Source organism: Mesorhizobium sp. ESP-6-4, from assembly GCF_020164735.1.
GTDB lineage: Bacteria > Pseudomonadota > Alphaproteobacteria > Rhizobiales > Rhizobiaceae > Mesorhizobium.
Window position 1 is genome coordinate 15445 of sequence record NZ_JAIUGS010000020.1, and the last position, 12394, is coordinate 27838.

Here is a 12394-nt window from a genome sequence, read left to right on the forward strand (position 1 = left end):
CCATGGCGTCACCGATGTTCGAGAAAATAGCGCTGGTCGGCATCGGCCTGATCGGCTCGTCGCTTGCCCGCATTGTCCGCCGCGAGGGTCTGGCGCGCCATATCGCCATAGCGACGCGCAGCCAATCGACGCTCAAGCGCGCCGAGGAGCTTGGCCTCGGCGATTCCTATAGCACCGATGCTCGCGAAGCCGTGCGCGACGCCGATCTCGTCATCGTTTCGGTTCCGGTCGGCTCGTCCGGCGAGGTTGCGGCCGAGATCGCGCCTGCGCTGAAGAACGGCGCCATCCTCACCGATGTCGGCTCGACCAAAGCCTCCGTCATCGCGCAAATGCAGCCGCATGTGCCCGAAGGCGTGCACTTCATCCCCGGACATCCGTTGGCCGGCACGGAAAAGTCCGGACCCGATGCCGGCTTTGCCGATCTCTTCGAGAACCGCTGGTGCATCTTCACGCCGCTGCCGGGCACCGATCCCGCCGCGCTCGAGACGCTTTCGGAATTCTGGCAGCGCTGCGGCTCCAACATCGATACGATGGACCCGCAGCACCACGACATGACGCTCGCGATCGTTTCGCATCTGCCGCATATCATCGCCTACAACATCGTCGGCACGGCGGACGATCTGGAAGCGGTGACCAAGAGTGAAGTCATCAAATATTCCGCTTCCGGCTTCCGCGACTTCACCCGTCTTGCCGCCTCCGACCCGACCATGTGGCGGGACGTGTGCCTGCACAACAAGGACGCGATCCTGGAGATGCTGGCGCGTTTCTCGGAGGATCTGGCCTCACTGCAGCGGGCGATCCGCTGGGGCGACGGCGAGAAGCTGTTCGACCTCTTCACCCGCACCCGCGCAATCCGCCGTTCGATCATCGAGGCCGGCCAGGATATCGATGTGCCGGATTTTGGCCGCCAGGCGGTCGAGCACCCGGCCAAGCCTTAGGCTTTTCCCTCGTTCTCTGGCGTGGATTGACCTGTCAGCCTGGGCAGGCGCATACGCTGGAGATTGGCCGAAACGCCCATCGCGATCGTCATCCACGGGCTGAGCAAGGAGCGAAGCGACGCGCGCAGACCCGAGCATCCATTCCGTGACTTCCGAGCGCTGTCGCGGTGCAGAATTCTGCTCCGCCGCATTCCATGGCTCAGGTCACGGAATGGATCTCCGCGACGCCGCTTCGCGGCTGCTCCGCCCTGGAATGACGAGGTTGAGCGGCTTACGCCAACCCCAGCATTTGTGCCGATTTCGCGGAAATAGCCGAGATACTTTTGCGTTCTAGCCCTGGGCTGGCGGCCAGTGCGCCGCCATCATCGCCAGCGTTTCGGCCCGATCCGGCGCGCCGAGGCGGCCGCCGAAGCGCAGGCATTTGAGCGCCGCGGCGGCGCTGGCAAAGCGCAGGGCTTCCTCCATGGGCAGGGCCTCGGCGAGGCCGACGGCGAAGGCGCCGTGGAAGACATCGCCGGCGGCGAGCGTGTCGATCGCCTTGACCTTCGGCGCCTCGACATGGCGCACGCGCCGAGTCGCGCGGTCGTGCCACCAGGTGCCGGCCGCGCCGCCGGTCACCGCGACAAAGGCATCGGTGCGCGAAGCGAGGTCGGCGCAGGCGCTTTCTGGGTCGAGCGCGTGGCCGCAGACGATGCGCGCCGCCGGTTCGGAAGCGACGATGTGCGAGGCCAAGGGCAACAGCCGCTCCAGCACCTCGACTGGCGCCGTGTCGGCGTCGAGGATCGCCGGACGGCCGATCGATCTGGCCGCGTTTAAGGCAAGGGCCGCGGCGCCTGGCCAGCGGACATCCACCAGCACGGCGTCGAAGCCGGAGAGGTCGGCGAGCGGCAACGCCTCCGGGTCGGCTTGCGCCTTTTTGTCATAGAAGGGAACGATGATGCGCTCGCCATGCGCGTCCACCACGATCGCGGCCAGCGCCGATCGCGCGCCGGGAACCCGGCGGATTAGGCTGCAGTCGATACCTTCGGCCTGAATGTCGGCGATAAGCTGGTCGCCGACCGGATCGTCGCCCGTGCTTGCCCAAAGCGAGACCTCGGCGCCGAGGCGATGTGCGGCGCAGGCGGCGCTCGTCGCCATGCCGGAAGCGATCTGGACGCCGTCGCTGGCGATGAACTTGCCCTGATGCGCGGGCAGCGTCTCGACGCGAAGGATCGTATCGAGGGTGAAGGCGCCGACGCTGAGCAGTCTGACCGGCTTCGCCATTGTCCCCGTTATTCAAGCGGCTTGATCTTGCCGAGTGGGATAAAGCCCAGCGAGGCCTTGCCCTTGACGATCTTGAGCGGCATCGAGGGTTCTTTTCTAAGCATCGACAGGGCGGCAAAGCCCTGCTCGATTTCGCTTTTATGCTCGGGAACCGCGCCGGCAAGGATAGATGCCACCGCTTTCGGGTCCTTGAGCTTGATCGTCAGGTCCCCGTTGACCAGCCCTTCCGCGTCGACGGAGACCGGTCCGGACACGATGATGCGCGCCGTGCCCGACGACAGGTCGAGCTTGGCGATCTCGATCGACTGGCCGCGCAGGCTCTTCGGGGGCGCTGGGATCAGCGCCACGCCGTTCTTCAGCGTCACGTCGCCACTGCCGTCCAGCGCCGGCAGCACGCGTCCGTCGATGGCATCCGCGTTGATCTCCAGGTCGCCGAAGCTGCCGACATAATTGATGTCCTGGCCGGCCGGCTGCAATTGGCCGGCCGCCTTGCCGGCGCTGAACAATTGCATCGGATCCGTGTCGTCCTGCGGGTCGGTCTGACCGTTCAGGCCTTCAGCCTGCACGGAAACGCTCCTTGGCAACGGCCACCACACTTTGACATTGGCCTGCAACCGGTCCCAGTCAATCCAGAGCGGCGGCATGCCGGGCGCCATCATCCTAAGCGGCCCGCCCAGGTCGGCGACCGGCGACAGGGGTCCGGCGATCCCGGCGACGGCGTTGAAGCTGCCGGTGGAGGCGGCGACCTTCCTGGTGTCGTCTTCATAGGCGATGTTGTCGCAGGAGACCGTGAAGCTCATCGGGTAGCCGCTGACGGTGAGGTTGGCGCAGCCGGCGGCGATGCCTTTGCTGCCCAGTCTCGCCACCGCCTGGTCGGCCTCGGTCTTGAGCCTGTCGGCGAGATAGAACCAGCCGCCGCTATAGGCGGCGAATAGCACGACAAGGAGTGCGGCAAGCCAGAACAGCCGGCGGCGAAGTTTGGGCGATCGCTTGTCACTTGACGTCATGCTGCGGCTCTCGTTAACCCGGCGAGCGGGCATTTACCAATACGCAAACAAGCGGGGGCCAGAAGAAGCACCTCCGCGGTGCGGTGTCGTTCACTCGAATGCGATCAGGCTTGGCGATATGGCCGATTTTTGGGTTTTTGGCTATGGGTCGCTGATCTGGCGGCCCGGATTTGCCCATGTCGAGACGCGTCGCGCCAGGCTCTACGGCTATCGCCGCTCGCTTTGCGTCTATTCCTTTGTGCATCGCGGCACGCGCGCGCGGCCGGGCCTGGTGCTCGGCCTCGACCGGGGCGGCTCCTGCGTCGGCCTCGCCTACCGTGTTCCCGGCAATTTGCGCGACGAGGTGCTTTCCTATCTGCGCGAGCGCGAGCTGGTCACCAGCGTCTATCTTGAACGCATTCTCGATGTCCGGCTGGATGGCAGCGGCGCGGTCGAGGCGGTCGCCTACACCGTCGACCGCCAGCATGAGCAGTATGCCGGCGCGCTCGATGCCGATCATGCGGCAAGGATCGTTCGTGGCGCCGTCGGCCAATCCGGCCGGAACGAGGACTATGTCTTGAGCACGCTTGAGCATCTCGAGGCGCTCGGCATCCGCGATCACTGGCTGGAGGAGGTGGGCCGTCGGGTCGCGTCTTCGTGACGCGCATTTTCGGCGAAATAATTTCGCCTCCAATGCTCTATCTATTTGTTTTTACACAATTCCTGACGCAAAACCGCGACGCAGTTTTGCTGGAATTGCTCTGGTCCGATCAAAAAACAAAACCATGCCTTTGACCTCGCCCGGCCGCGACCTAGCTTAGCGGCATCCCATCCTTGGGCGTCAGGCCCGTTCCAGCATCACGGAGATCAGTCTTGCAGAAACGTCGTCTCGGTCGCACCGACCTTTCCATCGCGCCGCTGGTCCTGGGCGGCAACGTCTTCGGCTGGACCGCCGACGAGAAGACCTCCTTCGACCTGCTCGACCGGTTCATCGCTGCCGGCTTCAACGCCGTCGATACGGCCGATGCCTATTCGCGCTGGGTTCCCGGCAACAAGGGCGGCGAATCGGAAACGATCATCGGCAACTGGATGAAGAGCCGCGGCAACCGCGATCAGGTCATCGTCATCACCAAGGTCGGTTCGGACATGGGCCAGGGCAAGCGCGACCTCTCCGCTGCCTATATCGAAAAGGCGGTCGACGCTTCACTGAAGCGGCTGCAAACCGATGTCATCGACCTCTATCTGTCGCACTGGCCGGATCCGGCCACGCCTTACGAGGAAACGCTCGGTGCCTATCAGCGGCTGCTCGAAAAGGGCAAGATCCGCTATCCCGGCTGCTCCAATCTCGATGCCGGCCAGCTGCGCGCCGCGCTCGACGTCGCCAGCCTGCGCAGCCTGCCACGTTACGAGGTGCTGCAGCCCGAATACAATTTGTACGACCGCTCGTCGCTCGACGGACCGCTGCTCGACCTCTGCAAAGCCGAGGATATCGGCGTCATCACCTATTTCAGCCTCGCCAAGGGATTCCTGAGCGGCAAATACCGCAGCAAGGCCGATCTCGGCCAGAGCGAGCGCGGCGAAGACGTCGCCGAATATCTCAACGAGCGCGGCATGCGCATCCTTTCCGCGCTCGATGCCGTGGCCGAGCGCCATGCGGCCAAGCAGGCGGAGGTGGCGCTGGCCTGGATCATCGCGCGGCCGGGCGTCACCGCGCCGATCGCCAGCGCCACGACCCCGGCCCAGATGGACAGCCTGATCCGCGCCGCGTCGCTCAAGCTTTCGGCCGACGATATCGCGGCATTGGACCGGGCCAGCGCCTGAGACGGGCGCTGCGCACGAACGTCCAAGACGGCCATGACGATCCCTCCTAAATCCTGTCGCATCGCGGCGGCAGGAGGGTTCGGCATGGCCGATGGCATCTTGAACGAGGCGCAGACCTGGCAGCAGGTGCTGGCGCTTATCCTGGCGGCGACGGTCGTCATGGGCAGCCCGGGACCGGCGACGATCAGCGTGACCGCGGTCGGTGCGGCTTTCGGTCTGCGCCCTTCCCTGGGTTACACGTCCGGTGTGGCGCTCGGCACGATCGCCGTGCTGGTGGCAGTGGCGGGCGGGATTTTCGGCATGCTGACCTCGGTGCCGGGAGTGGCGCCGGTGCTGGCGGTCGCCTCGGCAGGCTACATCCTTTATCTCGCCTTCAAAATAGCGACAGCGCCGCCATTGGCCGAGCGCGGGAGCACGGCGACGAAGCCTGATTTTCTCGGCGGCTTCATGCTCGCCGTCGCCAATCCGAAAGCTTATGTGGCGATCGGCGCGGTTTTCGCCGGCGCCGCGTCGCAGGCCGATGCGCTCGGCGTCTCCACCAGGCTGCTGTTGCTTGCCGCCATGATCGTCGCCATCCACGTCGTGTGGCTGCTTGCCGGAACGGCGTTCGCACGCGTCCTGCGCCATCCGCTGGCCTCGCGGATCATCAACCTGGTGTTTGCCGCCACGCTGGTGCTGACGACCCTGCTGGCGGTGCTGCGGTAGCCGATCAGACCTTCGCGGTTACGCCGAGTTCCGCCAGCCGCTTCACCGCCGTCGGCGGCATGGGCGGCGGGTTCGGCGCCTGCGCCGCTTCGATAAGCATCTGGTCGCAGGCGGCCTCGGTCTCGCCGATCAGCCGCTGCATGAATTCCTCCTTCTGGAGGCCTGGCGGGATCGCGGGCAAGAAGCGGGCCTTGATGGTGCCGGGATAGCGCAGGAACTTGCGGCGCGGCCAGTAGAGACCGGCAACATGGGCAACCGGCACGACGGGAACGCCGAGCTGCGTGTAAAGCTCGACGATACCGTATTTGTAAGACGGCTCGGCGCCCGGCGGGCGGCGCGTGCCTTCGGGATAGATGATGAGCTGGCGCGGATTGCGGTTCATCTCCTGCCTGGTCGCGACGACGACCGCCTTCAGCGCTTTCGAACGGTTGCCTCGGTCGACCGGGATCATGCGCATCTTCAAGATGTACCAGCCGAAAAAGGGGATCCAGGTCAGTTCGCGCTTCAGGATGTAGAGCGCGTCGTCGAGATAGGGGAAGAAGGCGATCGCATCCCAGAAGGACTGATGCTTCGGCGCCAGGATGAAGGAGCCTTCGGGCAGGTTCTCGACACCGGTGATCTCACTCTTCGTCGCGGCGATCTTGTCATAGAGCCAGATCGAGGTGCGCGACCAGAATTTCGGCACGAACCAGGCGCGGTGGCGCGGCGACAGGAAATAGAAAGGCGTCCAGAAGATCATCTGGGCGATCAGGCTGAGATAGAAGACGAAGTTGAACGCCAGCGAGCGGATGATGAGCATGCAAGGGGCCCGTGAGGAAGTGTGCGTTGGTTACACCAAGCGGCGGCAAAAAGGAAACGCCGCCATTGTCGAATGCTGCCGCTAGAGTGACCGAGCCAGCCGTTCCTTGAGACGCGGCGCGGCGAAATCGAGGAAGGCGCGCAGCTTTACCGGCAGCCGGCCCTGGCCGGCATGGACGAGGCTCACCGGCCAGGGCGGCGGTTCGAAGGCCTGCAGCACCAGCCGCAGCGCGCCGGCGCGCACCGCGGCATCCGCCTGGTAGGAGAGCACCTTCGTCAGCCCGAGCCCGGCAATCGCGGCATCAATGGCCGCTTCGGCGGTGTTGACTTGCAGGCGCGAGCGAACAGGGATTGTCGTTTCCGCCTTGCCGGTTCCGAAGCTCCATGCCGCGGGAGCGGCGAGACCTTCGAAGGTGACACAGTCGTGGCCGGCAAGGTCTTGCGGGGTCGTCGGCGTGCCGTGCAAGGCGAGATAGGCGGGACTTGCGCAGACGATACGGCGGATCGAGCCGACGCGGATCGCAACCATCGCCGAATCCGGCAGCTCGCCGATGCGCAGGGCGAGATCGATATGCTCCTCGACCAGTTGGGTGATCCGGTCCGACAGGGTCAAGCGGACATCCACCTGCGGGTAGACGGCGAGAAAGCCGGCGATCACCGGCAGCACATGCAGGCGGCCGAACACGACCGGCGCCGTGATGACCAGCTCGCCGGTCGGGCTCGAATATTCGCCGGCAGCATCGCGCTCGGCCTCGCTCACCTCGTCGAGGATGCGACGGCAGGCGGCAAGATAGGACTGGCCGGCATCGGTCAGCGTCAGGCGCCGCGTCGAGCGGTTGAGCAGGCGCGTCCCCAAATGCTTCTCCAATTCGGAGAGCTTGCGGCTCACCGTCGGCAGCGGCACGCCGGCGCGCTTGGCTGCAGCGGAAAGGCTGCCGGCCTCCACCGTGGCAACGAACAGGGACATAGCGTCGAGGCGGTCCATTATTCTTCCGAAATATGGAAAGTTAGATTGCAAACATGCTCTCTACATCCGGTTTTCGGAAGAGCCTAATTGATGTGCGATCCTGTCCGCGGAGCGCCAGCATGAATGAATTCACCAGCGACGTCGCCTTCACGCCTACCGTCAAGGCCATCCAGTCCCGCAAAGGGTCGCGCAATTCCTATGCGCGCGTCGAGCAGCACGGCGGCTGGCGGGCAACGATCGCTCCGGATCTTGCCGCCTTCATCGAAGCACAGACCAGCGTGTTCCTGGCGACGGCCAACGCCGAAGGCCAGCCCTACATCCAGCATCGCGGTGGGCCGGCCGGTTTCCTCAAGGTGCTGGACGAGCACATGATCGGCTTTGCGGACTTTTCCGGCAATCGGCAGTTCATCACCCAGGGCAATCTCGAGGACAATGACCAGGCCTTCCTGTTCCTGATCGACTATATGCTCCGGCAGCGCATCAAGATCTGGGGCAGGGCGCGCGTCGTCGAGAATGACCCGGAGCTGACGGCGAAGCTGATGCCCGCGGACTACAAGGCGCGGCCGGAGCAGGCGATCCTGTTCACGGTATCAGCCTGGGATGCCAATTGCCCGCAGCACATCCCGCAGCGCTTCGAGGCGGCGGATGTCGCGGCCGCACTTGCCGAGCGCGACCGGCGCATCGCCGGCCTGGAGCAGGAGATTGCGCGCCTGCGCAACAGCGCGCCAGGCGAAGTCTAGTTCTTGACCACCGTCGAGGCTTCGGCGAGCGTGACGCCTTCGGGCGTCGCGCGCAGCGGAAGGAAGCCGCGCGCCAGAGACAGCACATATTTGCTGTATTCGGTGAGCAGCACACGCAGGGCCTCCGGCTTGGTCAGCCAGCCGCCGTTGCCGAGATTGGTGTTGACCACCGGATAGGGCTCCAGGCGCGCGCCATGCAGCAGCCGGCCCATCTCGAGCAAGCTGCGCGGCATGTGGTAATTGTTGGTGACGATGATGATGCTGCCATAGGCGTGGTTTTCCACCCATTTGGCGCTTTCCTCGGCATTGCCGATGGTGTCGAGCGCGGCGCGGTCGATATCGACGCAACAGGAAAAGAGCTGTTTGTCGCCGCCCATCGCCGCCTGCAGCTGGCGCTTGGTTGCCGACGGATGGACGCCGCTGATCAGCAGCCGTTCGCCCTTGCCGGAGGCCAACAGGTCCATCGCCGCGTCGAGCCGCGACTGCCCGCCGGTGAGCACGATGATGGCGTCGGCCCTGGCCGGATTGGCCGGAGTCGTCATATGGCTGACCTTGTCGGCAAACCAGCCGAAGCCGCCGGCAAAAAGCACCAGCGCGGCGAGAGCCACGAAACCGCAGACGCGCAGCGCGAGCCTCAAACGACCGAACCCGGCGAAGGCAGCGCTGCGCACACGCATCGCCGGCATTCGTCCAGCCGTCTCGATCGAATCCCGCGCTTCCATCATCCCCAGGTTAATCCTGAAAGCCTCTAATGGTTAACTCCGAAATGCGGCCGTTGATAGGTGAGACGACGCACATTGCGTTACGGCAGGTATCCCGCGCGTGATCCTTGTCTTGTTTGTCTATAGCGCTTTGCGCCGGTTTCCGGATTGATCTCATGGGTCAGCCCGCATCCGGCTGGCGAACGTCGATGTCGCTGAGATAGGCGACGACGGTCGCATGCGAGGTGGCCGCGGTCAGCGCGCCGATCACCAGCACCATCAGACCGACGCCGAAATAGCCGGCTGAGCCGATGGCGAAATTGCCGAACAAAGCGGTTGCCTGGTCGGCCTGGGGCGTCGCCATGTTGCGCGACGACCACCAGGAAAAGACGATGAAGACGGCGATCGCCAGGGCGCCGCCGGCGGCCGCGCCCTTCATGCCGGTGACCAGGAAATGCCAGCGGAATTCACGCGCGATGAAGCGCGCCTCGGCGCCGACGAAATGCAGCACCTCGATGATGTGGCCGTTGCCGGCCATGGCGCCGCGCGTAGCGAACACCACCGTCAGCACGGTTGCCGACAGCATCAGCACCAGAACGGCAATGCCGATCGTCACGGTCGTGCGCGCCATGGCGACCAGCCGGTCGACCCAGGTGCGGTGATCGTCGAGTGCCGCGGTCGGTATTTTCGGCGTGATGGCGGCGCGCATGGCGGCAAAATCGGGCGGGCTGGCTTCGTCGATGGTGACGATGATGAGGCGCGGCACCGGCAACTCGTCAATGTTGAGGCCGCTGCCCAGCCATGGTTCCAGAAGACGTGCGGTCGCGTCGCGGTCGATGATCTTGGTGCCCTTCACGCCGGGGAACTCGCTGGCGATCTGCGAGGCCTGCGCAAGGGCCGCCTCCATGTCCAGACCGTCAGCCGGCTTGATCTGGATCGTCGCCTCGCGCGATATCTGGTTCTCCCAGACGGAGGCGGTATCGCGCACCAGCGTCACGGCGCCGAAGGTGAGGCAGGACAGGAAGGTCATGATGGCGATGACCAGCACCAGCGCCCGTCCAGCGATGTTCTGCGCCGGCACGATCGGCGCCGTCTTGCGCTGGACGCGCCGGACCGTCGTCGTCTCGAGCGTTTCATGCTGGAGGTGATCGGCCGGAAGGTCAGTCATAAACGTCCAACCTTCCTCCGGCCAGGATCATGCGACGCGCATCGACCTGTTCCATCAGGCCGAGGTCGTGGGTGGCGATCACCACGGCGGTGCCCAGCCGGTTGAGCTCGATGAACAGCCGGAGCAGCCGGCGCGCCAGCGGCGGGTCGACATTGCCGGTCGGCTCGTCGGCAAGCAGGATCTCCGGCTGTTCGATCAAGGCCCGGGCGATCGCGGCGCGCTGCTTCTCGCCGCCCGACAGCACCGGCGGCAGCACATGCATGCGGTCGCCGAGCCCGACCCATTTCAGCAGCTCGGTGACGTCGGTGCGGTAGGTCGCCTCCTCGCGCCCGCGCACGCGCAAGGGCAGGGCGACATTCTCGTAGGTCGTCATGTGGTCGAGCAGGCGGAAATCCTGGAACACCACGCCGATGCGGCGGCGCAGCAGCGGCAGCTCGCCGCGCGATATGCGCGAGCGGTCCTTGCCGAAGATTGTGATCAGGCCGCGCGTCGGCTTCAGCGACATGAACAAAAGGCGCAGCAAGGTCGTCTTGCCGGCGCCCGAAGGGCCGCTCAGGAACTGGAAGGAGCGCTCCGGAATGTGCAGGGAGATGTCCCGGAGGATCTCCGGACCCATGCCATAGCGGAGGCCGACATTTTCGAAGCGGATCACGTTCGGCGACCTGGAAACTCTCGGCGGCGACGCGCCACAATCTACTCTAACAGACCATCGGCCGGCATGGTTAACCGGCGGTTAATTTTGCAACGTCCAGCATGCATCAAAGCCATTCCGGTGGGGAAGCGTTAACCAATTGCGTTTACGCAAAAGAAACGAAGACTGCACTGGTGCCGTAATGGCTGACGAAAGAACCGCGCGCCCTGTTTCCGGCGAAATCATGACCGGCACGGCAACAAATGCCGCGCCGGAACGCGTCACGTTCGATGCGGCCGACATCGTCGATGCCGATTATGTGGTGCTGCCGCGTTTTTCCGCTTATCCAGAATCGGCACCGCCGCCGCAGATGCCGTCGACGCCATCGATCGGCGGCATGGGCATGCTGCGCAGACCGGAGGCGGCGCCGTCGCGATCCTCGCGTGGCGGTCCATTGTTCTGGATAGCCGGCGTCGGCATAGCGCTCGCATCCTTCTGGGTGTCGGGCGGTCATGCGCTGGTCCGGCAAAGCCCCTTCTGGACGACCGCCGCGCCGGCGAGCGCGCTCACCATTTCCGGCGTGACGTCGCGCATCGATGTGTCGGGATTGAAGCCGGTGCTGTTCGTGGATGGCGAGGCGGCGAATGACGGGATGAAGTCGGAAACGCTGCCGCCGCTCGAAATCCGCGTCACCGATAACAACGCCAATATCATCCGCTACAGGCTGGGGACATCCAACCGTTCGCTGGGCCCGGGCGAAAGATTCGGCTTTTCGAGCCGCCTCGATGTGCCTAAAGACGGCGTCAGGACAGTCTCCGTAATCTTCGCCGGCTAGGTGTGTCGATATTCAGGTGAGGCCGGCCTGCGAACGAGGGCTTCCTTCGCTTCCGGCCTTCGCCGGCCGAAGCACTTAGGAGTGGCGTGGCAGTCAAATTGAGGCTATGGCCGGCGTAGGCCGGTGCTCACGTACTTCAAGTACGCTCCGCTTCGGTTCTCGGAAGCCATCGTTCTCGACTCGGCCTGACCTGAATCTCGACACACCTAGCGCCTGGCGTCCTAGGTGGTTTTGAAGGACAAAAGAATGCCAGTTGTACGCGGCAAGGACATCGAGGTCCTGTTTTCGGCGTCGGCGATCGCGCGCCGCAATCTCGAGCTCGCCAAGGAAATCGCCGGGCGCGATTACCACGACCTGCTGGTGATCTCGATCCTCAAGGGCTCGTTCGTCTTCGCCGCCGATCTCATCCGCGCCATGCATGATGTCGGCCTGTCGCCTGAAGTCGAGTTCATCTTCATCTCCAGCTACGGCGCCGGCACGACCAGCGGCGAGGTCAGGGTGCTGCGCGACATCGACAACGAAGTCGCCGGCCGCGACGTGCTGTTGATCGACGACATACTCGAATCCGGCAAGACGCTTTCCTACACCCGCGACCTGATGCTTTCGCGCGGCGCCAAGAGCTGCGCCATCGCGGTGCTGCTCGACAAGCGGATGCGCCGCCAGACCTCGCTCAACGCCGATTATGTGGGCTTCGACTGCCCGGACTATTTCGTCGTCGGCTACGGCATGGATGTGGCCCATGCGTTCCGCGAGCTGCCATTTGTCGGGGTGGTGAAAGGCGACGCCTGAGAAGGCGGCGCCATTCCGAAAAGCCGCCGATCGTTAGAATTTTCAGAAAACA

14 protein-coding genes are annotated in these 12394 nt (G+C 64.6%); 7 read left to right on the forward strand and 7 right to left on the reverse strand.

Annotated elements, in window-relative coordinates; all coding sequences use genetic code 11:
* Window positions 1-2: 2 nt before the first annotated feature.
* Window positions 3-938: a prephenate/arogenate dehydrogenase family protein gene (locus LB523_RS24925; RefSeq protein WP_224607965.1), complete on the forward strand. Its 936-nt coding sequence runs from the start codon at window positions 3-5 to the stop codon at window positions 936-938.
* A 330-nt stretch (window positions 939-1268) separates the two neighbouring features.
* Here LB523_RS24925 and LB523_RS24930 read toward each other — a convergent pair whose 3' ends face one another.
* Both LB523_RS24930 and LB523_RS24935 read right to left on the reverse strand, forming a co-directional pair.
* Complete coding sequence (locus LB523_RS24930) at window positions 1269-2201, reverse strand: sugar kinase (RefSeq protein WP_224607968.1); 933 nt, start codon at window positions 2199-2201, stop codon at window positions 1269-1271.
* A gap of 8 nt (window positions 2202-2209) precedes the next feature.
* On the reverse strand, window positions 2210-3208 hold the full coding sequence (locus LB523_RS24935; RefSeq protein WP_224607971.1) for a DUF2125 domain-containing protein: 999 nt from the start codon (window positions 3206-3208) through the stop codon (window positions 2210-2212).
* A gap of 118 nt (window positions 3209-3326) precedes the next feature.
* On the opposite strand from LB523_RS24935, the gene LB523_RS24940 reads away from it, so the two are divergent.
* From LB523_RS24940 to LB523_RS24950, 3 genes are all read left to right on the forward strand, one after another.
* A complete protein-coding gene (locus LB523_RS24940; protein ID WP_224607974.1) occupies window positions 3327-3848 on the forward strand; it encodes a gamma-glutamylcyclotransferase in 522 nt (173 codons plus the stop codon).
* A gap of 212 nt (window positions 3849-4060) precedes the next feature.
* On the forward strand, window positions 4061-5008 hold the full coding sequence (locus LB523_RS24945; protein WP_224607977.1) for an aldo/keto reductase: 948 nt from the start codon (window positions 4061-4063) through the stop codon (window positions 5006-5008).
* An 84-nt stretch (window positions 5009-5092) separates the two neighbouring features.
* Window positions 5093-5713, forward strand: coding sequence for a LysE family translocator (locus LB523_RS24950; protein ID WP_224607980.1), 621 nt, complete (start codon window positions 5093-5095; stop codon window positions 5711-5713).
* A gap of 4 nt (window positions 5714-5717) precedes the next feature.
* On the opposite strand, the gene LB523_RS24955 is transcribed toward LB523_RS24950, so the two are convergent.
* Window positions 5718-6512, reverse strand: coding sequence for a lysophospholipid acyltransferase family protein (locus LB523_RS24955; protein WP_224607983.1), 795 nt, complete (start codon window positions 6510-6512; stop codon window positions 5718-5720).
* 81 nt (window positions 6513-6593) lie between these two features.
* Window positions 6594-7496 (reverse strand): LysR family transcriptional regulator, encoded by a 903-nt coding sequence (locus LB523_RS24960; RefSeq protein ID WP_224607986.1) that lies wholly within the window; start codon window positions 7494-7496, stop codon window positions 6594-6596.
* A gap of 101 nt (window positions 7497-7597) precedes the next feature.
* On the opposite strand from LB523_RS24960, the gene LB523_RS24965 reads away from it, so the two are divergent.
* Window positions 7598-8218 carry a pyridoxamine 5'-phosphate oxidase family protein gene (locus LB523_RS24965; RefSeq protein WP_224607989.1) on the forward strand — a complete coding sequence of 207 codons (621 nt, stop codon included), beginning with the start codon at window positions 7598-7600 and terminating at the stop codon, window positions 8216-8218.
* On the opposite strand, the gene LB523_RS24970 is transcribed toward LB523_RS24965, so the two are convergent.
* The 3 genes from LB523_RS24970 to ftsE all read right to left on the reverse strand — a co-directional run bounded on the left by LB523_RS24970 (window position 8215) and on the right by ftsE (window position 10739).
* The gene (locus LB523_RS24970; RefSeq protein ID WP_224607993.1) at window positions 8215-8943 is read right to left on the reverse strand and encodes a YdcF family protein; all 729 of its coding nucleotides are present in this window, start codon (window positions 8941-8943) and stop codon (window positions 8215-8217) included. The genes LB523_RS24965 and LB523_RS24970 overlap by 4 nt on opposite strands.
* A 157-nt stretch (window positions 8944-9100) precedes the next feature.
* A complete protein-coding gene (locus LB523_RS24975; protein WP_224607996.1) occupies window positions 9101-10087 on the reverse strand; it encodes a cell division protein FtsX in 987 nt (328 codons plus the stop codon).
* Entirely contained in the window at window positions 10080-10739 is a 660-nt protein-coding gene (gene ftsE / locus LB523_RS24980; protein ID WP_140632926.1) for a cell division ATP-binding protein FtsE, read from the reverse strand. The genes LB523_RS24975 and ftsE overlap by 8 nt, the downstream gene beginning before the upstream one ends.
* Before the next feature lie 181 nt (window positions 10740-10920).
* Between ftsE and LB523_RS24985 the strand changes: the two genes are divergently transcribed.
* Window positions 10921-11553: a hypothetical protein gene (locus LB523_RS24985; RefSeq protein WP_224608000.1), complete on the forward strand. Its 633-nt coding sequence runs from the start codon at window positions 10921-10923 to the stop codon at window positions 11551-11553.
* A gap of 246 nt (window positions 11554-11799) precedes the next feature.
* Complete coding sequence (gene hpt, locus LB523_RS24990) at window positions 11800-12342, forward strand: hypoxanthine phosphoribosyltransferase (RefSeq protein ID WP_095767471.1); 543 nt, start codon at window positions 11800-11802, stop codon at window positions 12340-12342.
* Window positions 12343-12394 lie beyond the last annotated feature (52 nt).